This window comes from Klebsiella sp. 2-CIP_Kleb., from assembly GCF_050378715.1.
Classification (GTDB): Bacteria; Pseudomonadota; Gammaproteobacteria; order Enterobacterales; family Enterobacteriaceae; genus Klebsiella; species Klebsiella quasipneumoniae.
Genome location: NZ_JBNRLG010000002.1, coordinates 450668 through 472888, shown reverse-complemented (window position 1 = coordinate 472888; position 22221 = coordinate 450668). Strand labels below are relative to the sequence as shown.

Below are 22221 nucleotides of genomic sequence, written 5' to 3'. Positions count from 1 at the left end.
TCACGGACGAACCACATCAATCAGTCAGGCCTCCGACCTGCGGAGAACCACCTATGTCTGGAATTATCGCTTTTTTCCGGGCGTCGCCGCCGAAAGCGGGCGCCGCGTTTGATGAACAGCGTTTTCGCCGGGTGCGCTGGCAAACCTTTATCGCCATGACCCTAGCCTACGTCACCTTTTACGTCTGCCGGTTATCCTTCACCGTCGCCAAAAGCGCGCTGGTGGAGTTGGGGATCACCCCGACGGAGCTCGGCATGATCGGCTCCACTCTGTTCTTCAGCTACGCCATCGGCAAGCTGGTCAATGGCTTTATCGCCGATCACGCCAACGTGGTGCGCTATATGAGCCTCGGTTTATTGCTCAGCGCCGGGATGAACCTGATGATGGGGATGACCACCAACGCCCTGCTGCTGGCCATCTTCTGGGGGATCAACGGCTGGGCGCAGTCGATGGGCGTCGGCCCCTGCGCGGTCTCGCTGGCGCGCTGGTACGGCGTTAAAGAGCGCGGCACCTTCTATGGCATCTGGTCGACGGCGCATAATATCGGCGAGGCCGTCACCTATATGGTGATCGCCGCGGTGATCGCCGGGTTTGGCTGGCAGATGGGCTACCTGTCCACCGCCGCGCTCGGCGCCGCCGGCGTGGTGCTGTTGGTGCTGTTCATGCACGATTCGCCGCAGAGCAGCGGCTTCCCGTCCATCAACGTCATCCGCGATGAACCGCAGGAGGAGGTCGAAGCCCGCGGCTCGGTGTTTAAAAACCAGTTGCTGGCGCTGCGCAACCCGGCGCTGTGGACCCTCGCCCTCGCCTCCGCCTTTATGTACATCGACCGCTACGCCGTCAACTCCTGGGGGATCTTCTTCCTCGAGCAGGATAAAGCCTATTCCACGCTGGAGGCATCCGGGATTATCGGCGTCAACGCCATCGCCGGCATCGCCGGGACCATCATTGCCGGCATGCTCTCCGACCGCTTTTTCCCGCGCAACCGCAGCGTGATGGCCGGGTTTATCAGCCTGCTGAACACCGCCGGCTTCGCCCTGATGCTCTGGTCGCCGCACAATTATTACACTGATATTCTGGCGATGATTATCTTCGGGGCCACCATTGGCGCTCTGACCTGCTTCCTCGGCGGGCTGATCGCCGTCGATATCTCCTCGCGCAAAGCGGCGGGGGCCGCGCTCGGCACCATCGGCATCGCCAGCTACGCCGGCGCCGGCCTGGGCGAGTTTCTCACCGGGATCATTATTGATAAAACAGCTATCCTTGAGAACGGCAAAACGCTGTATGATTTCAGCACGTTGGCGCTGTTCTGGGTGGGTACCGGTCTGGGTTCCGCGCTACTCTGTTTTACCACTGCCGCCATCGTCGCCCGGCGCCATGCCGTCGAACGGCAGACCTCGTTCTCCTCATAACCGATTAACGAATTAAGGAAGAAGATATGATGCCTGCAAGACATCAGGGGCTGTTACGCCTGTTTATCGCCTGCGCGCTGCCGCTGCTGGCGCTGCAATCAGCCGCCGCCGCAGACTGGCAGCTGGAGAAAGTGGTGGAGCTTAGCCGCCACGGCATTCGTCCGCCGACGGCCGGCAACCGGGAAGCCATCGAGGCCGCCACCGGACGTCCATGGACCGAGTGGACCACCCATGACGGCGAGCTCACCGGTCATGGCTATACCGCCGTGGTCAACAAAGGGCGTGAGGAAGGCCAGCACTATCGCCAGCTCGGCCTGCTGCAGGCGGGATGCCCGACGGCGGAGTCGATTTACGTGCGCGCCAGTCCGCTGCAGCGGACGCGGGCGACCGCCCAGGCGCTGGTGGATGGCGCCTTCCCCGGCTGTGGCGTCGCTATCCATTACGTCAGCGGGGATGCCGATCCGCTGTTTCAGACCGACAAGTTCGCCGCCACGCAAACCGACCCCGCCCGCCAGCTGGCGGCGGTGAAAGAGAAGGCCGGGGATCTGGCGCAGCGTCGGCAGGCGCTGGCGCCGACTATCCAGCTATTGAAACAGGCGGTTTGCCAGGCCGATAAGCCCTGCCCGATCTTCGATACCCCATGGCAGGTCGAGCAGAGCAAAAGCGGCAAGACCACCATTAGCGGACTGAGCGTGATGGCCAATATGGTGGAAACGCTGCGTCTCGGCTGGAGTGAAAACCTGCCTCTCAGCCAGCTGGCGTGGGGCAAGATCGCCCAGGCCAGTCAGATCACGGCCCTGCTGCCGCTGTTAACGGAAAACTACGATCTGAGTAACGACGTGCTGTATACCGCGCAAAAACGCGGGTCGGTGCTGCTCAACGCCATGCTCGACGGCGTCAAACCAGAGGCGAGTCCGAACGTACGCTGGCTGCTGCTGGTGGCGCATGACACCAACATCGCCATGGTGCGCACGCTGATGAACTTTAGCTGGCAGCTGCCGGGCTACAGCCGGGGGAATATCCCGCCGGGCAGTAGCCTGGTGCTGGAGCGCTGGCGCGACGCGAAGAGCGGTGAACGCTATCTGCGGGTCTATTTCCAGGCGCAAGGCCTCGACGACCTGCGTCGTCTGCAGACGCCGGACGCGCAGCACCCGATGCTGCGTCAGGAGTGGCGTCAGCCGGGCTGCCGTCAGACCGACGTCGGTACGCTGTGCCCCTTCCAGGCGGCCATCACCGCGCTGGGTCAGCGTATCGATCGGCCCTCCGCCCCGACGGTAGCGATGGTCCTGCCGTAGCGGCGTTTGCCGGGCCCGGGAAAGCCGTTTTTTCCAGGCCCGGCACGGCGTCCGTTATCCGTTATCCGTTATCCGTTATCCGGCGCAAACGCCCCGGCGGAGACCTGCGCCGGGGTGACCACCCCGCTGTCCAGCACCCAGCCGCTTATCAGCCCAGCAGGCGTGACATCGAACGCCGGATTGTACACGGCGGCCCCGGTCGGCGCCCACTGTACCGCGCCAAAGCTGCCCGCCACTCCGGTCACTTCGGCCGCGGCGCGCTGCTCAATGGGAATGGCCGCCCCGTTCGGGCAATGGCGGTCAAGGGTCGTCTGCGGCGCAGCGACATAAAACGGGATCTGGTGGTAATGGGCCAATACCGCCAGGGAATAGGTGCCGATTTTATTCGCCACGTCGCCGTTGGCGGCGATGCGGTCGGCGCCGACCCACACCGCATCCACCTTCCCTTGCGCCATCAGGCTGGCGGCCATTGAATCGGCGATCAGCTGATAGGGCACGCCCAGCTCGCCCAGCTCCCAGGCGGTTAAACGACCGCCCTGCAGCAGCGGCCGGGTTTCATCGACCCACACGCTGGCCACTTTTCCCTGCTGATGCGCCAGCGCAATGACCCCCAGGGCGGTACCTACCCCGGCGGTCGCCAGGCCACCGGTGTTGCAGTGGGTCAGCAGTCGACTGTCGGGCTTCACCAGCGCACTGCCCGCCTCAGCGATGCGGTCGCACAGCTGTTTATCTTCTACGACCAGACGCAAGGCTTCCGCTTCCAGCGCCTGCGGGTAATCCTCCCGGGCCAGCGCCTGCTTCATGCGATCCAGATTATTCATCAGGTTGACCGCCGTCGGCCGCGCCGCGCGCAGCGTCTCCAGCGCCAGCTGGAGTTCATCCCGGCTCAGGCCGCGCTGGGCCAGCAGGGCCAGCAGCAGGCTGGCGGACAGGCCAATCAACGGCGCGCCGCGCACCCGCAGGGCGTGAATATGGTCCACCAGCAGCGCAACGTTATCCGCCGCCAGCCAGCGTTTTTCCTGCGGCAAGGCCTGCTGGTCGAGAATAAAAAGCTGATTTTCACTCACCCGCAGGCTGGTGGTCTGTAATGTCTGCATGTCGTTAAATCCCTGTTGCGTTGTTGTATCACATTGTGTCAGGATGGAATCCAGAAGTATAGACGTCTGAACGGCTTAATCAGAATTCGAGGATCGAGGCAATGTCGCAATACCATACCTTCACCGCCCATGACGCCGTGGCTTACGCGCAGCAGTTCGCCGGCATCGACAACCCATCTGAGCTGGTCAGCGCGCAGGAAGTGGGCGATGGCAACCTCAATCTGGTGTTTAAAGTGTTCGATCGCCAGGGCGTCAGCCGGGCGATCGTCAAACAGGCCCTGCCCTACGTGCGCTGCGTCGGCGAATCCTGGCCGCTGACCCTCGACCGCGCCCGTCTCGAAGCGCAGACCCTGGTCGCCCACTATCAGCACAGCCCGCAGCACACGGTAAAAATCCATCACTTTGATCCCGAGCTGGCGGTGATGGTGATGGAAGATCTTTCCGACCACCGCATCTGGCGCGGGGAGCTTATCGCTAACGTCTACTACCCTCAGGCGGCCCGTCAGCTTGGCGACTATCTGGCGCAGGTGCTGTTTCACACCAGCGATTTCTATCTTCATCCCCACGAGAAAAAAGCGCAGGTAGCGCAGTTTATTAACCCGGCGATGTGCGAGATCACCGAGGATCTGTTCTTTAACGACCCGTATCAGATCCACGAGCGCAATAACTACCCGGCGGAGCTGGAGGCCGATGTCGCCGCCCTGCGCGACGACGCCCAGCTTAAGCTGGCGGTGGCGGCGCTGAAGCACCGTTTCTTTGCCCATGCGGAAGCGCTGCTGCACGGCGATATCCACAGCGGGTCGATCTTCGTTGCCGAAGGCAGCCTGAAGGCCATCGACGCCGAGTTCGGCTACTTCGGCCCCATCGGCTTCGATATCGGCACCGCCATCGGCAACCTGCTGCTGAACTATTGCGGCCTGCCGGGCCAGCTCGGCATTCGCGATGCCGCCGCCGCGCGCGAGCAGCGGCTGAACGACATCCACCAACTGTGGACCACCTTTGCCGAGCGCTTCCAGGCGCTGGCGGCGGAGAAAACCCGCGACGCGGCGCTGGCTTACCCCGGCTATGCCTCCGCCTTTCTGAAAAAGGTGTGGGCGGACGCGGTCGGCTTCTGCGGCAGCGAACTGATCCGCCGCAGCGTCGGACTGTCGCACGTCGCGGATATCGACACTATCCAGGACGATGCCATGCGTCATGAGTGCCTGCGCCACGCCATTACCCTCGGCAGAGCGCTGATCGTGCTGGCCGAGCGTATCGACAGCGTCGACGAGCTGCTGGCGCGAGTGCGCCAGTACAGCTGAGTGCGGCCTGTTTTCCCTCACCCCACCCCTCTCCCACAAGGTGAGGGGGCAAGCCCTAAAAAGTGCAATTTTCTGGGATTGCCCGGCGGCGCTGCGCTTGCGCGGGCCTACAGATAACCGCATAACGGTTTGATGTTGCAGTCTTTCGTAGGCCGGGTAAGGCGAAAGCCGCCACCCGGCAGAAATGCGGGCACAATTTTGCTTTTACCTTGTCCTCACCCCGGCCCTCTCCCACAGGGAGAGGGAGCAAGCCCTAAAAAGTGCAATTTTCTGAGATTGCCCGGCGGCGCTACGCTTGCGCGGGCCTACAGATAACCGCATAACGATTTGATGTTGCAGTCTTTCGTAGGCCGGGTAAGGCGAAAGCCGCCACCCGGCAGAAATGCGAGCACAATTTTGCGTTGACCTTGCCCTCACCCCAGATACTCAATCACCGACAGCCCGCCGTTGTAATCGGTGCTGTAGATAATTCCCTGGGCATCGACAAACACATCGCAGGACTGAATTACCCGCGGGCGGCCGGGACGGGTATCCATCATTCTCTCAGGAGCAGCCGGCACCAGCGCCCCGGTCTCCACCGGGCGATAAGGATTAGAAATGTCGTACGCCCGCACGCCGGCATTCTGATACGTGGCGAAGATAAGCGTTGAGCTGACAAAGCTCCCCGGCCGGTTCTCATGCAGATTGTGCGGGCCAAAATGCGCCCCTTTCGCCACATAGTCGATTTCATCCGGCTGTGGGAAAGTCGAGATACTCACCGGGTTCGCCGGCTCGCGGATATCAAACAGCCAGATCAGCTTCTCGCCGTCCTCCTGGTTGTCGAGCACCGCTTCATCCAGTACCACCAGCAGATCGCGATCCGGCAGCGGCAGCGCGGTATGCGTTCCGCCGCCGAACGGCGGGCTCCAGTTGCGATGGCTAATCAGCGTCGGCTGAGTTCGGTCTTTGACGTCCAGCAGCGTCAGGCCGCCGTCGCGCCAGCTGCCGTAGGCGGTATCCCCGGCAATAATGGCGTGGTGCAGCGCGTAGCGTTTGCCCTGCGGCCAGTCCGGTGTTTCGCCGCCTGCCTGGTGCATCCCCGGCAGCCACCAGCGCCCGGCAACCTGCGGTTTACGCGGATCGGCCAGATCGATGGTCAGGAAGATGTAGTCGGTAAAACCGTCGATCAGCGCGGACACATACGCCCAGCGGCCGCCGACGTACCAGATGCGGTGAATACCGATGCCATTAAGCGACAGAAAGCCAATTTCACGCGGCTTATCCGGCGTGGAGATATCAAACACGCGCAGCCCGGCGCTCCAGCCTTTGTCCTGCACATCGCTGACTGTGTCACCCACCGATCGGGTGTAGTACACCTTCTCATCGGCAAAACGGGCGTCGGCAAACAGGTCCCGGGCGTTGATCACCAGCAGCAGATCGTCATGCGCCTGGAGGTGCACGTTCCAGGTGCCCGACGGCGCGGCAATATAGTTGACCGTAGTGGGCCGGGTCGGATCGCGAACATCGACCACGGAAAAACCCTGCGACACCATATGGCCGATATAGGCGAATCCGCGGTGCACCATCAGTTGCACGCCGTCCGGACGACCGCCCTGGTCGCTATGGCCAATCAGCCGCATATTGCGGCTGTATTCGGGGGAAGGTAATGCTGACATAGTGGATTCCTTACGCCCGGTGGCGCTACGCTTACCTGGCCTACGGGTGCAGTTGGTGTTCCCCCTCTCCCTGCGGGAGAGGGCCGGGGTGAGGGCACCAGACCGCCCCACCGCCACCCGGCTTCGTTTTATTTGTTTTTCGCTTCCAGCGTCGCGAACCACGGGGCGATAAAGTCTTCCGTCTGGCCCCAGCCCGGAATGATTTTCCCCAGCGAGGCCACGTTCACCGCCCCCGGCTGGGCCGCCAGTAGCGCCTGCGGGATTGCCGCCGCCTTAAAGTCGTAGGTGGCTGGCGTCGGCTCGCCGGCGATCTTATTAGCGATCAGCCGCACGTTGGTCGCGCCGATAAGCTTCGGATCCACCGCCACGCTCACCTTCCACGGGCTGCCGGCTTCGCGCATCAGCTGCAGATCCTGGTTGGAAATATCAATGCTGTAGAGTTTGATCTCGGTGCGGCCGTTCTCTTTCAGCGCTTTATAGGCCCCCTGGCTAAAGGCATCCCAGGTGCCCCAGATAGCGTCGATTTTCCCTTTCGGATACTTGGCGAGGATCGCCCCCACCTTGTTAGCGGTGTCGCCCTGCACATCGGATGAAACGGCGCCGATCGACTCCAGCTCTTTAATTCCCGGATTTTGCTTCAGCAGTGTCTGGTAAGCCGCCTGACGGCGCTCCATCGGCGGGAAGCCCGCCACCCACAGCTTGACGATGTTGGCCTTGCCGTTGAAGTCTTTCACCAGCTGGCCAAAGGAGAGCTCGGTCAGTGAGGCGTCATCCTGCTGGCTGACCGTCACTCCCGGGATCTCACCGCTCACCGCAGTATCGAACACCGCCACTTTGATCCCGGCGTCCACCGCCTTCTTCACCAGGGCCGTCGAATAGGGGTCACGCCCCTGGGAGAGAATAATGCCGTCATATTTCTGGCTGATCGCCTGGTTGACGAAGTCCTGGAACTTGGCGTCATCGCCGTTGCTCAGGAAGGTGCTGATTTTGAAACCGAGCTTTTTGCCTTCCTGCAGCGCCCCGGCGACAAACTGGGTGGTGTTATCGTCAGACCCCAGGTTGCGGATCACGGCAATGCGGATCGGGCCGTTGTGTTCGGCAATGGCCGCCGGCACCGGCGTCGGGGCGGTGGCCAGCGCCGCCGTCGACTGCAGCAGACCCAGCGTAATGAGAGAGAGTGCGATCTTTTTCATGCGGTTTACCCTGTAAAATGTTAAGTACGGCGCTGAAAATAGGTCAGTGCCAGCGCGCCAGCCAGTACCAGCCCTTTAATAATGTCCATCGCGTAATACGGCACCGAGAGCATCACCAGGCCGTTGGAGAGCACGCCGAGGATCACCGCCCCCACCAGCGTCCCCAGGGCGTTCGGTTTCCCGGAACCGGCCAGCGAAAAGCCGATCCAGGCCGCCGCCACCGCGTCCATCAAATAGCCGCCGCCGGCATTAACCTGCGAGGATCCGATACGCGAGGCCAGCAGAATGCCGCCCAGCCCGGCCAGCAGCGAAGCAATCACATACGCCGCCACTTTATAACGCGTGATCCGCAGGCCGGAGAGCCTCGCCGCCTCCGGGTTGCCGCCGATGGCGTACATCCGCCGGCCGTGGGTGGTGAACGACAGCGCCAGCTGGGCGATCAGCGTTACCACCAGCATGATGATGACGATAGTCGGCACCTGGCCCAGCGCGCCAAACGCCGCCGGGATGGTGCCTTCCGCCATCTCGCCGCTCGGCAGCACCATGTTTTCGGTAATCGACCCGCCGTAGCTGTAGGTCATCGCCACCCCCTGAATCACAAACAGGCTGGCCAGGGTGGCGAGCATGTCGGGGATGCGCAGCACCACGATCAGAAAGGCGTTAAACAGTCCTACCAGAGTGCAGAGCACGAGGGTGATCAGGATTGCTTCGGTGGTCCCCAGGCCATGCCAGACGAACAGGGAGATCACCAGGGCGTTGGCCAGCGATGCCGTCGATCCGACGGACAGATCGAAGCCGCCGATGGTGAGGGAAATCGACACCCCAATGGCAATCACCGTCACGATGGCAATCGAGCGCAGAATGTTGATGATGTTGAACGGGTCAAGGAAATTGTCCGAGGCGAGGCCAAAGACCGCCACCAGCAGCACCACGGTCAGCAACATGCCCCACTTATAGAGAAAATCAAAAAATCGCTGACGGCCCGATACCGTCGCGTTCACTGCCAGGGCCTTGCTCACGCTGCCGCTCCTCCGGTTGAATAATAAAGCAGTGTCTCTTCCCGGGCTTCCGCGCCGGGGATCTCCGCCACGATCCGTCCGTCCCACAGTACGCAGATGCGGTCGCATAAACCGACCAGCTCGGCGAATTCACCCGAGGCATAAATCACCCCTTTGCCTTCCCGCGCCAGACCATCGATCAGCATGAACAGATCGGTTTTCGCTTTCACATCGACACCTTTGGTCGGTTCGTCAAAAATCAAAACATTGGCATGACTGCGCAGCCATTTGCCAATGGCCACTTTCTGCTGATTGCCGCCGGAAAGACGGCGCAGCGTCTGACCGGGACCGGTGGCGCGCACGCCGAGGCGGGCAATCACCTCCTCCGCCCAGCGCCAGGCCTGCCGATGGCCGAACAGGCTCCAGCGCGAAAAGTGGTTATCGGCGCTGACCGCCAGGTTCATCGCGATCGGCTCTTCGATGAAAATGCCCTCTTTGCGCCGCTCCTCCGGGACCAGCGCCAGGCCGCGCCCTACCGAATCGGCCGGATCGCGCGGCCGCCACGGCTGGCCGTTCAGCTCGCCGCGCTGTACCCGGCTTTTGCTGGCGCCGAACAGCGCTTTGCACAGCTCAGTTTTGCCCGCGCCGGCCAGCCCAGCGATACCAAGAATTTCCCCCTTGCGCAGGCGCAGCGAGATATCCTGCAGCAGCGCCTCATCGTGCAGCCCTTCTACCTGCAGCAGCACTTCTTCACCGTGCGGCGGTCGCGGCGGCGGGAAGATATCGCTCAGCTCGTGGCCCAGCATCTTTTCGACAATCTGTTCTCCGCTCAGCGGCGCCATCGGGCCGCTCTCAATCAACCGCCCGTCACGCAGCACCGTCAGGGTGTCGCAGATCGCCTTCAGCTCGTGAATACGGTGCGAAATAAACACCACCCCGATCCCCTGCTGCTGCAGACGGCGCACCACCGCAAACAGGCGTTCGCTTTCATGCTGATCCAGCGGCGCGGTGGGTTCATCCAGAATCAAAAAGCGGCAATGGTGCGACAGGGCGCGGGCCAGCAGGATCTGCTGTTTTTCAGCAAGGGTGCAGCTATCAATAGAGCGCCTGACGTCCAGCGCCACGTCCAGCTGCGCCAGCGCCTCGCGCGCCAGCTGCCGAACCCGCGCCCAGCGGAAGGTCGTCCCCGGATCAGCCAGCCTGTCCAGCATGATGTTTTCGGCAATGCTCAGGCCCGGCACCAGCGCCACGTCCACCTCCTGCTGCACCAGGTGGATCCCCAGCTGTTTGGCATCCCGCGGCGAACGAATGGTGACCGGCTGGTTGTTGATCGTCACCTCGCCTTCATAGTGGGCGTGGGTGCCGCACAACACGGCCATCAGCGTCGACTTACCCGCGCCGTTGGCGCCGGTCAGGGCATGCACCGACCCGCCATAAAGGGTGAAGGCCACCTTGTTCAGCGCCTGAAAGCCGGAGAAGGCCAGGCTAATGTTATGCATCTCAAGGCGATTCGCGCTCATCACTGCTCCCGTGCGGCAATTAATCTTCTGATTTAACGAATTTTTCATAGCCGCCGCTGGCTGACAACTGCGTAAAAAGCATAAGATACAACGAAATAATATTAGCCATCTGGATGTCCAGACATAACATCAGGTTAGCCCAACACCTATAAGGACAGCTTCCATGAGCAACAGCGATATCCGCGTCGTGCCCGGCCCGGCCAACTATTTCTCCCATCCTGGCAGCCTTGAGCGGCTGAGCGATTTTTTTAACGCCGACCAGTTGTCGCGGGCGGTGTGGGTCTATGGCGAGCGCGCCCTGGCCGGCGCCGAGCCTTTTCTGCCGGCGGCCTTCCACTTGCCGGAAGCGAAAAAGATCCGCTTTACCGGCCACTGCAGCGAACGCGACGTGGCGGGGCTGGTGCAGGCCTCAGGTGACGATCGAGCGGTAGTGATTGGCGTCGGCGGCGGCGCGCTGCTTGACAGCGCAAAAGTGCTGGCCCGCCGCCTGGGGGTTCCGCTGGTGGCCATCCCGACCATCGCCGCCACCTGCGCGGCGTGGACGCCGCTGTCGGTGTGGTACAGCGACGCCGGACAGGCGCTGAATTTTGAGATGTTCGATGACGCGAATTTCCTGGTGCTGGTCGAGCCGCGCATCATTCTCAACGCCCCGGCGGAGTACCTGCTGGCGGGCATTGGCGACACCTTAGCCAAATGGTATGAGGCCGTGGTACTGGCGCCGCAGCCGGAGGCTCTGCCGCTCACCGTGCGGCTGGGGATTAACGGCGCGCTGGCGATCCGCGACGTGCTGCTGGACAGCAGCGAAACGGCGCTGGCGGACCAGCGCCGCGGCGAGCTGACCCAGGCGTTTCGCGATGTGGTGGATGCAGTTATCGCTGGCGGCGGGATGGTTGGCGGGCTGGGGGAACGCTACACCCGGGTCGCCGCCGCCCATGCGGTGCACAACGGGCTGACGGTGCTGCCGCAGACGGATAAATTCCTCCATGGCACCAAGGTGGCCTACGGCATTCTGGTGCAAAGCGCCCTGCTCGGTCAGGATGAGGTATTGGCGCAGCTGGTGCAGGCCTGGCAGCGCTTTAACCTGCCGGCGACGCTGGCGGCGCTGGAGGTTGATATCAATAACCGCGCAGAGCTTGACCGGGTCATTGCTCATACCCTGCGCCCGGGCGAGTCGATTCATTATTTACCGGTGACCTTAACCCCTGGGGTTCTGCGCGCGGCGTTTGAGAAGGTGGAATACTTCAGCCGTTAATCACCCCGACCGTCTATACCTAATGATGATGCTCACCACTCTCGCAACGAGGTCATCATGCAGATCGATTTAACAGGTAAGAAGGCGCTGGTTACCGGCGCCAGCCGTGGATTGGGGCGCGCTATCGCGCTGTCGCTGGCGCGCGCCGGCGCAGATGTGGTTATAACGTATGAAAAATCGGCCGATAAAGCCCAGGCGGTCGCCGAGGAAATAAAGGCGCTGGGTAGGCACGGTGAAGCGGTGCAGGCCGACAGCGCCAGCGCGCAGGCGATACAGGATGCTGTGACCCATGCGGCGCGGTCCCTCGGCGGGCTGGATATTCTGGTCAACAACGCCGGGATCGCGCGCGGCGGCCCGCTGGAGTCCATGACGCTGGCGGACATTGACGCGCTTATTAACGTCAATATTCGTGGGGTGGTTATCGCTATCCAGGAGGCGCTGGTGCATATGTCCGACGGCGGCCGGATCATCAACATCGGCAGCTGTCTGGCTAACCGCGTGGCGCAGCCGGGCATCGCGGTTTACTCAATGACCAAGTCCGCTCTCAACTCCCTGACCCGCGGCCTGGCGCGCGATTTAGGCCCCCGCGGTATCACCGTTAACCTCGTCCATCCCGGTCCGACCAACAGCGATATGAACCCGGAAGACGGCGAGCAGGCCGATGCTCAGCGTCAACTTATTGCGTTAGGCCACTACGGCCAGCCGGAAGACATCGCCGCGGCGGTCACCTTCCTCGCCAGCCCGGCCGCCGGGCAGATCTCCGGCACCGGTCTCGATGTGGACGGTGGTTTGAACGCCTGATCGCACATTTCCTGCAAGCCTCTGTCGTCCGGCAGAGGCCTTCCCGAGCACCCTCGACGGTTCCCGTTTTGCCGCTTTCTCCCGGTTTTTCTCCGCTCTACAGTAACCCATTAGAAATTCGGAATTTATCTAATAGTCTTATTATTTCCTTATATTCTGTGTGGGCGTACAGTGGAGGTACGGATGAAGATTGTCTGGTCAAAAATAGCAGAGAAGCAATTTTCTAAAATCGATACGCGATATCAGAACCGCATTAAATTCAGGCTGGAGAAGATGGATGATAAAACATCACCTGTCGCGGATATCAAGAAATTATCTTCTCCCGAAAACCACTACAGGTTGCGATTAGGTGATTACAGGGTCATTTACACCTTCGGAGACCCGCCGGGTGATACCTGTTACGTAGTGGCGGTAAAACGCCGGACAACCACCACCTACCTTCATGAGGAGCATACGGAATATGACTATTCAGTTCATCAAGGATGAAGAAGGAAAAAAACAGTATGTTGTCATTCCCTACGGTGAATATTTTCGCATGCGTTTAGCCATGCTTGAGTATGATGACGATGATGAAAACGACTGGGAAGACATCCCTTACGAATCAGATATCTACGATAACGTAGGTTTACCGGGTGAAGTGTGCGACATCATGCATAGCGAGAACGTCAGCCTGCAGGCCGCGTGGCGTATCCTGCGTGGGTTATCCCAGCAGGAGGTGGCTGACAAACTGGGCATCAGCCAGTCCGCCGTGTCACAGCTGGAAGCGCTGGACTCCCGGCCGCAGAAGCGCACCCGCGAAAAGCTGGCGGCGCTCTACGGCTGTAAGCAGGAGCAGATCAGCCTCTATCTGCCGAAAGAGGGTTAACAGCACTTTGCCCCGCCCTTGCCGCCGTAGCGAGCGTCCTGGCGTTCGCGGAAAAATTCTTCCCAGGTCATTGGCGTCTGATCCGGATGGTTGACGCGCATGTGCTCGACGTAGTTGTCGTAATCCGGCACGCCGATCATCATTTTGGCGGCCTGGCCCAGGTACTTACCTGCTTTGGAAAGGGTGTCAAACATAAGTCATTTCTCTTTTGTTTCCCTCACCCCGAGCCTCTGCCAAAGGGAGAGGGAGGATCAGAAAGACAGGCCGGGTAAGGCGAAGCCGCCACCCGGCACACAGGTTAATGCGCCCCTTTCGCCTGGGTCACCATCGCGTCCAGGTTTTCAGGCATTGGCTCATAGGGTGTCTCTTTCGCCGTCGGTTTATTCTCCTTCAGCGCCGCCAGCGCGGTTTTAATCGAGAACAGCGCCAGCACCACCACCACGATCATAAAGAAGATGGTCAGCCCGGCATCGAGACGGTTGTTAAACACCAGCTGCGCCAGCTGCGACTCGGTATACTGCGCCGGGATTTTGCCGCTGTCGATCATCGCCTGGAACTTGTTGGCAATCGCCAGGAAGCCCACTTTATTGTCCGGGCTGAAGGCTTTCTGCCAGCCGGCGGTGAGGGTACAGATCAGCAGCCAGGCCGTCGGCACCAGCGCCACCCACGCATAGCGCTGACGTTTCATCTTGAACAGCACCACTGCGCAGAGCATCAGCGCCATCCCCGCCAGCATCTGGTTGGCGATACCGAACAGCGGCCACAGGGTGTTAATACCGCCCAGCGGATCGACCACCCCCTGATGCAGGAAGTAGCCCCACGCCAGCACGCACAGCGCCGTCGCCAGCAGGTTAGCCGGTAACGAATCAGTACGCTTCAGGTTCGGGGAGATCACACCCAGCAGATCCTGCAGCATAAAGCGCGCCGCACGGGTGCCGGCATCCACCGCCGTCAGGATAAACAGCGCTTCAAACAGAATGGCAAAGTGGTACCAGAACGAGACGTCCATCAGCCCGCCCAGCGCGCCGTGGAGAATGTAGGCCATGCCCACCGCCAGCGTAGGCGCCCCGCCGGCGCGGGAGATGATGGACTGCTCGCCCACCTCATTAGCGATATGCGTCAACGTTTCCGGGGTAATCGCAAAGCCCCAACCGCTCACCACCTGCGCCGCCGACGCCACCACATCGGTGGTTCCCGCCGGCGCCAGCACCGCCATCGGGCTGTTCATCGCGAAGTAGACGCCCGGGTCAATGATACAGGCGGCGACCAGCGCCATAATCGCCACGAAGGATTCCATCAGCATGCCGCCGTAGCCGATAAAGCAGGCCTGATTTTCATTCGCCAGCATCTTCGGCGTGGTACCGGAGGCAATCAGGGCGTGGAAGCCCGACACCGCGCCGCAAGCGATAGTGATAAACAGGAACGGGAACAGGTTGCCAGTCCATACCGGGCCAGTACCGTCGATAAATTTGGTCAGCGCCGGCATGGTCAGGGTCGGACGCATAATCAGAATGCCGATCGCCAGACCGACGATAGTGCCGATTTTGAGGAAGGTGGAGAGGTAGTCGCGCGGGGCCAGCAGCAGCCAGACCGGCAGCACCGCGGCGACAAAGCCATAGCCCACCAGCATCCAGGTGAGCTGGACGCCGGTAAAGTCAAAGAACGGCGCCCAGGTCGGGCTTTCCGCTACCCAGCCGCCGGAGATAATGGCGAACACCAGGAATATCAGGCCAATCACCGACACTTCGCCAATGCGTCCCGGGCGCAGATAGCGAATATAGATCCCCATAAACAGCGCCAGCGGAATGGTAAAGGCCACGGTATAGGTTCCCCACGGGCTGTGGGTCAGCGCTTTCACCACGATCATCGCCAGCACCGCGAGGATGATCACCATGATCATAAAGGTCGCCACCAGGGCAATCACCCCGGCGGTCGCCCCCATCTCCTCTTTCACCAGTTCGCCCAGCGAACGGCCGTCGCGACGGGTGGAGACGAACAGCACCATAAAGTCCTGCACCGCCCCGGCCAGCACCACGCCGGCGAGGATCCAGATCATCCCCGGCAGATAGCCCATCTGCGCGGCAAGCACGGGGCCCACCAGCGGCCCCGCGCCGGCGATGGCGGCAAAATGGTGTCCGAACAGCACTTTTTTGTCAGTCGGGACATAGTCGAGGCCATCGTTATGCCGCACCGCGGGCGTCATGCGCGTCGAATCGACGCCGAGCACGGTTTTGGCGATATACAGGCCGTAAAAACGATACGCGATCAGATAAACGCAGACTGCCGCGACGACAATCCACAGCGCGTTGATCTGCTCACCCCGGTTTAAAGCAATGTAGCCGAGGGCAAAGGCTCCGATCACGGAGAGCAGTGCCCAGATAAGGTATTTCCCTGAATTATTCATTGTTGTGGTCCACCGGTAGGGTAATCAGGATGTTACATTTTGTTTCTAGATCACAACGCAGAATTTAACAACATCGAAACAGCGCAGATGCCGTCCACCCACAGAGATTTGTCTCACATTGCTAGCGAGATCACTTAAGGCAGGAAAATGAATGAAAGGATTATGCGGGTTGCCAGTCGATGACCGAATCGGTCCAGTTACGCCGTGAGTTTGCCGGGTGGCGCTGCGCTGACCCGGCCTACAACGGCATCGATGCTGACTGAAACTGCCGGTGTTGGCGGTCTCAACATCGCTGAGACATTCCCGGAAGGCCGGGGCAGACCGTAGGCCCGCGCAAGCGCAGCGCCGCCGGGCGTCAAAACCGTAGCCCGGCTAAGCGTAGCGCGAGCCGGGGAAACAGCGGCTCCTTAGCCCAGCACCGCGGTGCCCAGACGACAGGTGCAGCAGCGCCGCCCCTTCTCGTCATACACCACAATCTCCCAGCTCTGGCTCTGCCGGCCAAGATGCAGCGGGCGGCACTCGCCGCGCACTTTCCCGCTGGAGACCGCCCGGTGATGGGTGGCGTTCAGCTCGGTGCCCACCACACACTGCCCCTCTTCGGTCATCAGCCAGCCGGCCATCGACCCCAGCGTCTCCGCCAGCGCCGCTGAGGCCCCGCCGTGCAGCAGGCCAAACGGCTGATGGGTGCGGGCATCCACCGGCATTTCCGCCTCCAGCAGCCCAGCTTCCAGCCGGGTGTAGACGATCCCCAGATGCGCCACCAGGGTGTTTTCGCTACTGGCGTTCAGCGCCGCCAGCGTGAGCGCTCGTTTCCAGGCCATTTACGCCCCCAGCGTCGAGCCGCCGTCTACCACGATATCCTGCAGGGTGATATGGCTGGCGTGAGAAGAGGCGAGGAACAAAATGGTATTGGCGATCTCCTGTGGGCGGGCAATCTTACCCAGCGGGATGCCGAGCTTAAACTGCTCGCCGAAACCGCGGATCCGCTGCTGCTCCGCATCGTCGCTGACCCACAGCGTGCGCTGCATATCGGTATCGGTAGAACCCGGCGACACCAGATTACAGCGCACCCCGCTGCCCGCCAGCTCAAGGCCGACGGTTAGCGCCAGGCTTTTCAGCGCCGCTTTCGAGGCGCCATAGGCGCTCATGCCGATACGCGGCGTATGCGCGGCATCGGAAGCGACGGTGACGATGGCCCCGCCCCGCTGGCGACGGAACTGGGCCATCGTCTGCTGAAACAGATTAAACGCCCCGCCGACGTTGACCGCGAAGGTCTGCCGCCACTCTTCCGCGCTCAGCTGGTCGGTGGCGCCCATGCGCAGGATCCCGGCGGCGTTCACCAGCACGTCTAATCGCTCGGTGTTCGCCAACAGGCGGCTGCACACTTCGCGTACCCGGTCGGCATCGGCGACGTCCAGCGTTTCGGTGGCAAACGGGTAGCGTTCGCCGTCAAAGGCGAGGTCGAAACCGGTGACGTTGGCCCCGGCCTCCACAAAAGCCAGCGCGGTGGCATAGCCAATGCCTTTACCGGCGCCGGTCACCCACACGGTCTGGCCGCGAAAATCCAGCGCCGCCATTATTGCACCTCGCGGGAAAGCAGCGCCCACCAGGCGTCGATGGTCGGGTTTTTCGCCAGCATCACGAAGTCGATATCGCCGTGCACTTTGCGCCAGCGGGCGGCGAGGGCCATCATCCGCACCGAATCCAGACCGTAGTCGATTAGGTTTTCATCATCCAGCGGTTCGTCGGATTCGTCGAGCAGCGGCAGGATCAGCGCGCGCAGCGCCGCTTTGCTGGCCGGCAGCGGCAACAGCTCTTCGGTCATCACCACGCGGCCGGAACGGCCGGCGACGTATTTCAGCGCCATCAGGTGCTCTTCGCGGCTGAAGTCCGCCAGCGCGTCGGCGACAAAGAACGGTTTGATATCGCGCATAAAGGCGTCGGTGGCGGTGGTCATGCAGCCGATATGGGCGTAAACGCCGGTGATGATCAGCTGGTCGCGGCCGCTCTCTTTCAGCATCTCTTCAAGCGGCGAGCGATGAAACGCGCTGTAGCGCCATTTCACCAGCACGGTGTCGTCTTCGTCCGGCGCCAGGGCGGCAATCACTTGCTGCTGCTCCGGCGAACGGGTCAGCCCCGGCCCCCACATATCATTCAGCAGGGCGCGGTCTTCATCGCTCTGCTCTTTCGGCTGGGCGGTGTAGTACACCGGAATGCCGTTCTGTTTGCAGAAGTCGCGCAGGGCGGCGATATTGGCCACCACTGTTTCCATCATCGCGCTGTTTTCGCCCCAGAAATTGAGAAAGTATTCCTGCATATCATGGATCAGCAGCGCGGCGCGGGAAGGTTCAAAGGCCCAGCTGACTTTGTTCGCCGGAATATCGCTGGCTTCCGGCAGCGCGTAAGCCTGTAATTTAGGGATTGCCATTTTCTGTTCTCCTTCAGCCCAGCTTGCCTTCGGCCAGCCACTGACGTAATTGTTTCTTATCGACTTTGCCCACCGGCGTCAGCGGCAGCGCGGCAACGCACTCCACGCGGTCCGGCAGTTTAAATTCAGCCACCCCCTGCTCGCGCAGGAAGCGGCGCACCGCGACGGCGCGCAGCGGCGAGGTCACCACGAGGTAAGCGCAGCTCTTCTCGCCCAGCAGATTGTCTTCAATGCTGACCAGCGCGGCGTGGATCACCGCCTCATGGCGCAGCAGCAGGTTTTCGATCTCTTCGGCGGCGATCTTCTCGCCGCCGCGGTTGATCTGATCTTTTTCCCGGCCCTGAACGGTGATATACCCGTCTTCATCGATCGAAATCAGATCGCCGGAGCAGTAGAAACCCTCGGCGTCGAAGGCTTCCGCGTTATGCTGCGGGCTGTTGTAGTAGCCGCGGAAGGTGTAGGGCCCGCGGGTCATCAGGCGGCCAACTTCGCCGCGTGGCAGCGGGTTGCCCTCGGCATCTGCCACCCACACTTCATCGTCCGGGCACATCGGGCAGCCCTGGGTATGGATGATCCGCTCAGGACTGTCGTTAAGGCGGGTGTAATTCACCAGCCCCTCCGCCATGCCGAACACCTGCTGCAGCTGGCAGCCGATTTCCGCCGGAATGCGCGCGGCGAGGGTCGCCGACAGGCGCGCGCCGCCGACCTGCAATAGCTGCAGCGATTGCAGTTGCGCGTTGCTGCCCCATTCGTGAATGGCCTGCAGCCACAGGCTGACCGCCGGCGGCACCAGCGAGGCAACGTTGATCTGATGTTGTTCAATCAGCGGGAAACAGAGGGTGGCGCTCGGGTCGGCGGCGAGGATCACCCGCCCGCCGGCGAGGAAAACGCCGAGCGAACCCGGGGAACTCATCGCATAGTTATGCGCCGCCGGCAGCGCGTTGAGGTAGCGCGTCTCAGCGTTGATCCCGCAGATCTCGTTGCTGCGGCGGATACTGTAGTCGTAATCGTTATGGGTGCGCGGGATCAGCTTCGGCGTCCCGGTGCTGCCGCCGGAGAGCTGGAAAAAGGCCACTTCGTCGGCAGGGGTTGGGTTGGCGATAAAGTTATCCGCCGGGCGGTTAATCTCTGTCGCCAGATTGCGCTCGCCGCCGTCGTTACGCAGCAGCGCCACGCGCAGGGAAGCATGTTCAGCAATAAACGCATGGAGGAAGCTATCGTCGGCAAACAGCGCGTGCTCGCGGTCGGCGATCAGCAGCGCCGGCTTAATCTGCGCGGCGTAGGCGTTAAGCTCGCTGCGCTGGTGGCTGAACAACGCGTTCACCGGCGCGACGCCGATGCGCAGCAGCGCGAAGAAGGTGATGTAAAACTCGGCGACGTTGCCCAGTTGCACCAGCGCGGTTTCTCCGCGCTTCAGTCCCTGACGCTGCAGAGAGCAGGCAAGGTTGTCCACCCGCTGGTTAAACTGGCGGTAGCTAATGTGTCGATCGCCATCGATAATCGCCACGGCGTCGTTTTCTGCGTGACGGGTGATCAGATTGGTTAACGGCAGATCCTGCCAGTAGCCTTTTTGACGATAGCGGGCCGCGAACTCATCCGGCCAACGGGTAAATGCAATCATCCTTGCCTCTTAATTCAAGCCAAATACGTTAAGCATGGTGGTCAGTTTGACGCCGGTTTCGCGCCATTCGCCCAGCGGCGAGGAGGCCGGAACAATGCCCGCGCCGGCAAACAGGCGCAGCGTACGCTGCTGCAGACGCGCGCAGCGGATGGTCACCACCCATTCGCCGTTGCCTTCATCGTCACACCAGCCGACGATGCCGCCGAACAGCTGACGGTCGAAGGGTTCCAGTTCGGCAATCAGGCGCTTCGCCGCCTGGTGCGGGAAGCCGCTCAGCGCCGGAGTCGGGTGCAGCAGGCAGGCCAACGACATGGCATTTTCTTCCGCCAGCGCCGTGCCTTCGATCGGCGTCGCCAGATGCCAGAGCGTCGGGGTGGTGATCAGCTGCGGCGATGACGGCAGCGACAGCTGGCTGCTGCGCGGGCCCAGCACGCTCTTCATCGCCTGGGTCACCAGCTCGTGCTCATGGCGATCTTTGCCGGACGCCAGCAGCCTGTTGCCCGCTTCGCGGTCCAGCACATCGTCAGGCTGGCGGCGGGCGGAGCCGGCCAGCGGCAGTGAGCTGAAGTGCGCCCCTTCTTTACGCAGCAGTAGCTCCGGGCTGGCGCCCAGCAGCACGCCGCCGTCGGCGAGCGGCACATGGAAGTTAAAGCTGGCGGGGTTCTGAGCGATCAGGCGCTCCATCAGGGCGCCGCTATCGACAGGATCGCGGGTAGTGATATCGATTAGTCGTGATAGCACCACTTTGTCGACTTCCGGGGTGGCGGTCAGCGCGGCGGCGCGTTCAACCATGGCTAGAAACGCGTCCTGCTCCGGGATCTCCCGGCGCTCCACCACCGCCATCGCCTCCAGCGGCGCGGCATAGCGGGCGGAACGCTGTTTTTCCGGTCGCGAGAACGCTTCCCAGCGCTCGGGGATATAAAGCTCGGAAGGCTGACAGGTGTCGAACGGGATGGCCCCGACCATCACCGGCTTGCGGATCCCCGCCGCCCGGGCCTCGGCAAAGGCGGCGGCCATCTGCTGCTGGAACTCGCCGTTCAGCGCATCGCCGCCGACAGCGGGCGCTGAGAGGCGGCGGAAGCAGCCTGAGGTGCTAAAACTGCGGTACGGCGACATAAAGAAGAAGCTGTCCGGCGACAAGGTCCGGGTAGGTTTCTGTACATCCTCAGCCAGTGACGTTTCCATATCATCCTCCAAAAACGATAAATATATTACGAATAATTATCATTTGTATTTTGGTTGGCTAACCTAAAAGGTATTGCCCGCCATGTCAACCGCGTTACGTCATCGCGCCGCCACTTTGGCTTGCATCCTGTCAACGCAAAGTTGAAAATGAGACGCATTTATTACCCTTCGAATCAGGATGCGATGACGTGAACTTCTCTTCTTTTTGCCGCCGCGGTGCGCTGACCGGCATGCTGTTGTTTTTAGGAATTACCTCAGCCCAGGCGGCGGACTGGCCGCGCCAGGTCACCGACAGCTACGGGACACACACCCTGCCGAGCCAGCCGTTGCGCATTGTCTCCACCAGCGTGACCCTCACCGGCTCGCTGCTGGCGATCGACGCGCCGGTGGTCGCCAGCGGCGCCACCACCCCGAACAACCGCGTGGCCGATAGCCAGGGCTTTCTGCGCCAGTGGAGCGAGGTCGCCAAAGCCCGCAAGCTGGCGCGGTTGTATATCGGCGAACCGAGCGCGGAAGCGGTGGCCGCCCAGATGCCGGATCTGATCCTGGTGAGCGCCACCGGCGGCGACTCCGCCCTGCCGCTGTACGATCAGCTCAAAACGATCGCCCCGACGCTGGTCATCAACTATGACGATAAAAGCTGGCAAACGCTGCTCACCCAGCTGGGGCAGATCACCGGCCATGAGCAGCAGGCCAGCGCGCGCATCGCCGACTTCAATAAACAGCTCGTTTCGTTAAAAGAAAAAATGAAGCTGCCGCCGCAGCCGGTCACCGCCCTCGTCTATACCGCGGCCGCGCACAGCGCCAATATCTGGACGCCGGAATCGGCCCAGGGGCAGATGCTCCAGCAGTTGGGCTTTAGTCTGGCGACGCTGCCAGGCGGCCTGCCCGCCAGCCACAGCCAGGGCAAACGCCACGATATCGTGCAGCTGGGCGGGGAGAACCTGGCGGCCGGACTGAACGGCCAGAGCCTGTTCCTGTTCGCTGGCGACCAGAAAGATGTCGATGCCATCTACGCCAATCCGCTGCTGGCGCATCTCCCGGCGGTCGAAGGGAAACGCGTCTACCCGCTGGGCACCGAGACCTTCCGTCTTGACTACTACAGCGCCCTGCTGGTGCTCCAGCGTCTCTCCAGCCTGTTCGGCTAACGCGGGCTGTGCCATCAGGACGGGAACCCAGCCTGAACGCTTTGCC

Annotated in this window: 20 protein-coding genes; 8 read left to right on the top strand and 12 right to left on the bottom strand. The window is 61.8% G+C overall.

The window, feature by feature from the left end:
• Positions 1–53: 53 nt before the first annotated feature.
• Together ACQUTP_RS10165 and ACQUTP_RS10160 are read left to right on the top strand one after the other, a co-directional pair.
• Positions 54–1412, top strand: coding sequence for an MFS transporter (locus ACQUTP_RS10165; protein WP_023319949.1), 1359 nt, complete (start codon positions 54–56; stop codon positions 1410–1412).
• Positions 1413–1438: 26 nt separating this feature from the next.
• A complete protein-coding gene (locus ACQUTP_RS10160) occupies positions 1439–2707 on the top strand; it encodes a histidine phosphatase family protein (protein ID WP_285755653.1) in 1269 nt (422 codons plus the stop codon).
• A gap of 68 nt (positions 2708–2775) precedes the next feature.
• Here ACQUTP_RS10160 and mtnA read toward each other — a convergent pair whose 3' ends face one another.
• Positions 2776–3804 (bottom strand): S-methyl-5-thioribose-1-phosphate isomerase, encoded by a 1029-nt coding sequence (mtnA, locus tag ACQUTP_RS10155; protein WP_285755651.1) that lies wholly within the window; start codon positions 3802–3804, stop codon positions 2776–2778.
• A 101-nt stretch (positions 3805–3905) separates the two neighbouring features.
• Between mtnA and mtnK the strand changes: the two genes are divergently transcribed.
• On the top strand, positions 3906–5105 hold the full coding sequence (gene mtnK / locus ACQUTP_RS10150) for an S-methyl-5-thioribose kinase (RefSeq protein ID WP_004151657.1): 1200 nt from the start codon (positions 3906–3908) through the stop codon (positions 5103–5105).
• A gap of 413 nt (positions 5106–5518) precedes the next feature.
• On the opposite strand, the gene ACQUTP_RS10145 is transcribed toward mtnK, so the two are convergent.
• The 4 genes from ACQUTP_RS10145 to ACQUTP_RS10130 all read right to left on the bottom strand — a co-directional run bounded on the left by ACQUTP_RS10145 (position 5519) and on the right by ACQUTP_RS10130 (position 10471).
• Positions 5519–6760 (bottom strand): LVIVD repeat-containing protein, encoded by a 1242-nt coding sequence (locus tag ACQUTP_RS10145; protein ID WP_017899065.1) that lies wholly within the window; start codon positions 6758–6760, stop codon positions 5519–5521.
• Positions 6761–6888: 128 nt separating this feature from the next.
• Complete coding sequence (locus ACQUTP_RS10140) at positions 6889–7953, bottom strand: sugar ABC transporter substrate-binding protein (RefSeq protein WP_004885784.1); 1065 nt, start codon at positions 7951–7953, stop codon at positions 6889–6891.
• Between the two features lie 20 nt (positions 7954–7973).
• A complete protein-coding gene (locus ACQUTP_RS10135; protein ID WP_062914492.1) occupies positions 7974–8972 on the bottom strand; it encodes an ABC transporter permease in 999 nt (332 codons plus the stop codon).
• A complete protein-coding gene (locus tag ACQUTP_RS10130; protein WP_100098369.1) occupies positions 8969–10471 on the bottom strand; it encodes a sugar ABC transporter ATP-binding protein in 1503 nt (500 codons plus the stop codon). The genes ACQUTP_RS10135 and ACQUTP_RS10130 overlap by 4 nt, the downstream gene beginning before the upstream one ends.
• A 163-nt stretch (positions 10472–10634) precedes the next feature.
• On the opposite strand from ACQUTP_RS10130, the gene ACQUTP_RS10125 reads away from it, so the two are divergent.
• The 4 genes from ACQUTP_RS10125 to ACQUTP_RS10110 all read left to right on the top strand — a co-directional run bounded on the left by ACQUTP_RS10125 (position 10635) and on the right by ACQUTP_RS10110 (position 13389).
• Positions 10635–11723 (top strand): oxidoreductase, encoded by a 1089-nt coding sequence (locus ACQUTP_RS10125; RefSeq protein WP_048323352.1) that lies wholly within the window; start codon positions 10635–10637, stop codon positions 11721–11723.
• Positions 11724–11780: 57 nt separating this feature from the next.
• Positions 11781–12524, top strand: a complete 744-nt coding sequence (locus tag ACQUTP_RS10120; RefSeq protein ID WP_004885764.1) for an SDR family NAD(P)-dependent oxidoreductase — start codon at positions 11781–11783, stop codon at positions 12522–12524.
• A gap of 183 nt (positions 12525–12707) precedes the next feature.
• The gene (locus tag ACQUTP_RS10115; protein WP_043521690.1) at positions 12708–13010 is read left to right on the top strand and encodes a type II toxin-antitoxin system RelE family toxin; all 303 of its coding nucleotides are present in this window, start codon (positions 12708–12710) and stop codon (positions 13008–13010) included.
• Positions 12985–13389, top strand: coding sequence for a helix-turn-helix domain-containing protein (locus ACQUTP_RS10110; RefSeq protein ID WP_004885761.1), 405 nt, complete (start codon positions 12985–12987; stop codon positions 13387–13389). Before ACQUTP_RS10115 ends, ACQUTP_RS10110 begins: the two co-directional genes overlap by 26 nt.
• Here the strand turns inward: ACQUTP_RS10110 and ACQUTP_RS10105 are convergent.
• The 7 genes from ACQUTP_RS10105 to entC form a co-directional block, all read right to left on the bottom strand.
• A complete protein-coding gene (locus tag ACQUTP_RS10105) occupies positions 13386–13583 on the bottom strand; it encodes a YbdD/YjiX family protein (RefSeq protein WP_004885759.1) in 198 nt (65 codons plus the stop codon). The two genes, ACQUTP_RS10110 and ACQUTP_RS10105, sit on opposite strands and share 4 nt — an antisense overlap.
• A 104-nt stretch (positions 13584–13687) precedes the next feature.
• Complete coding sequence (gene cstA, locus ACQUTP_RS10100; RefSeq protein ID WP_043521693.1) at positions 13688–15793, bottom strand: pyruvate/proton symporter CstA; 2106 nt, start codon at positions 15791–15793, stop codon at positions 13688–13690.
• Positions 15794–16200: 407 nt separating this feature from the next.
• Positions 16201–16614, bottom strand: coding sequence for a proofreading thioesterase EntH (gene entH, locus ACQUTP_RS10095; protein ID WP_023319943.1), 414 nt, complete (start codon positions 16612–16614; stop codon positions 16201–16203).
• Positions 16615–17361 carry a 2,3-dihydro-2,3-dihydroxybenzoate dehydrogenase EntA gene (gene entA / locus ACQUTP_RS10090; RefSeq protein WP_094311510.1) on the bottom strand — a complete coding sequence of 249 codons (747 nt, stop codon included), beginning with the start codon at positions 17359–17361 and terminating at the stop codon, positions 16615–16617. It abuts the gene before it with no gap.
• Between the two features lie 8 nt (positions 17362–17369).
• Positions 17370–18221 (bottom strand): enterobactin biosynthesis bifunctional isochorismatase/aryl carrier protein EntB, encoded by an 852-nt coding sequence (gene entB / locus ACQUTP_RS10085; protein WP_017899057.1) that lies wholly within the window; start codon positions 18219–18221, stop codon positions 17370–17372.
• 13 nt (positions 18222–18234) lie between these two features.
• Positions 18235–19842, bottom strand: coding sequence for a (2,3-dihydroxybenzoyl)adenylate synthase EntE (gene entE, locus ACQUTP_RS10080; RefSeq protein WP_023319941.1), 1608 nt, complete (start codon positions 19840–19842; stop codon positions 18235–18237).
• Between the two features lie 9 nt (positions 19843–19851).
• On the bottom strand, positions 19852–21027 hold the full coding sequence (gene entC / locus ACQUTP_RS10075) for an isochorismate synthase EntC (protein ID WP_004885741.1): 1176 nt from the start codon (positions 21025–21027) through the stop codon (positions 19852–19854).
• Between the two features lie 188 nt (positions 21028–21215).
• Here entC and fepB point away from each other — a divergent pair, with 188 nt between their 5' ends.
• The gene (fepB, locus tag ACQUTP_RS10070; RefSeq protein WP_004885740.1) at positions 21216–22175 is read left to right on the top strand and encodes a Fe2+-enterobactin ABC transporter substrate-binding protein; all 960 of its coding nucleotides are present in this window, start codon (positions 21216–21218) and stop codon (positions 22173–22175) included.
• Positions 22176–22221: the final 46 nt, after the last annotated feature.

What these genes read in the sequence shown, in the direction of transcription:
- entH (WP_023319943.1), bottom strand. Translation starts at nt 16,614, where the DNA reads ATGGCCTGGAAACGAGCGCTCACGCTGGCGGCGCTGAACGCCAGTAGC.
- ACQUTP_RS10130 (WP_100098369.1), bottom strand. Translation starts at nt 10,471, where the DNA reads ATGAGCGCGAATCGCCTTGAGATGCATAACATTAGCCTGGCCTTCTCC.
- ACQUTP_RS10110 (WP_004885761.1), top strand. Translation starts at nt 12,985, where the DNA reads ATGACTATTCAGTTCATCAAGGATGAAGAAGGAAAAAAACAGTATGTT.
- ACQUTP_RS10125 (WP_048323352.1), top strand. Translation starts at nt 10,635, where the DNA reads ATGAGCAACAGCGATATCCGCGTCGTGCCCGGCCCGGCCAACTATTTC.
- ACQUTP_RS10120 (WP_004885764.1), top strand. Translation starts at nt 11,781, where the DNA reads ATGCAGATCGATTTAACAGGTAAGAAGGCGCTGGTTACCGGCGCCAGC.
- ACQUTP_RS10115 (WP_043521690.1), top strand. Translation starts at nt 12,708, where the DNA reads ATGAAGATTGTCTGGTCAAAAATAGCAGAGAAGCAATTTTCTAAAATC.
- ACQUTP_RS10140 (WP_004885784.1), bottom strand. Translation starts at nt 7,953, where the DNA reads ATGAAAAAGATCGCACTCTCTCTCATTACGCTGGGTCTGCTGCAGTCG.
- mtnA (WP_285755651.1), bottom strand. Translation starts at nt 3,804, where the DNA reads ATGCAGACATTACAGACCACCAGCCTGCGGGTGAGTGAAAATCAGCTT.
- entB (WP_017899057.1), bottom strand. Translation starts at nt 18,221, where the DNA reads ATGGCAATCCCTAAATTACAGGCTTACGCGCTGCCGGAAGCCAGCGAT.
- mtnK (WP_004151657.1), top strand. Translation starts at nt 3,906, where the DNA reads ATGTCGCAATACCATACCTTCACCGCCCATGACGCCGTGGCTTACGCG.
- ACQUTP_RS10160 (WP_285755653.1), top strand. Translation starts at nt 1,439, where the DNA reads ATGATGCCTGCAAGACATCAGGGGCTGTTACGCCTGTTTATCGCCTGC.
- cstA (WP_043521693.1), bottom strand. Translation starts at nt 15,793, where the DNA reads ATGAATAATTCAGGGAAATACCTTATCTGGGCACTGCTCTCCGTGATC.
- ACQUTP_RS10165 (WP_023319949.1), top strand. Translation starts at nt 54, where the DNA reads ATGTCTGGAATTATCGCTTTTTTCCGGGCGTCGCCGCCGAAAGCGGGC.
- ACQUTP_RS10145 (WP_017899065.1), bottom strand. Translation starts at nt 6,760, where the DNA reads ATGTCAGCATTACCTTCCCCCGAATACAGCCGCAATATGCGGCTGATT.
- entE (WP_023319941.1), bottom strand. Translation starts at nt 19,842, where the DNA reads ATGATTGCATTTACCCGTTGGCCGGATGAGTTCGCGGCCCGCTATCGT.
- ACQUTP_RS10105 (WP_004885759.1), bottom strand. Translation starts at nt 13,583, where the DNA reads ATGTTTGACACCCTTTCCAAAGCAGGTAAGTACCTGGGCCAGGCCGCC.
- entC (WP_004885741.1), bottom strand. Translation starts at nt 21,027, where the DNA reads ATGGAAACGTCACTGGCTGAGGATGTACAGAAACCTACCCGGACCTTG.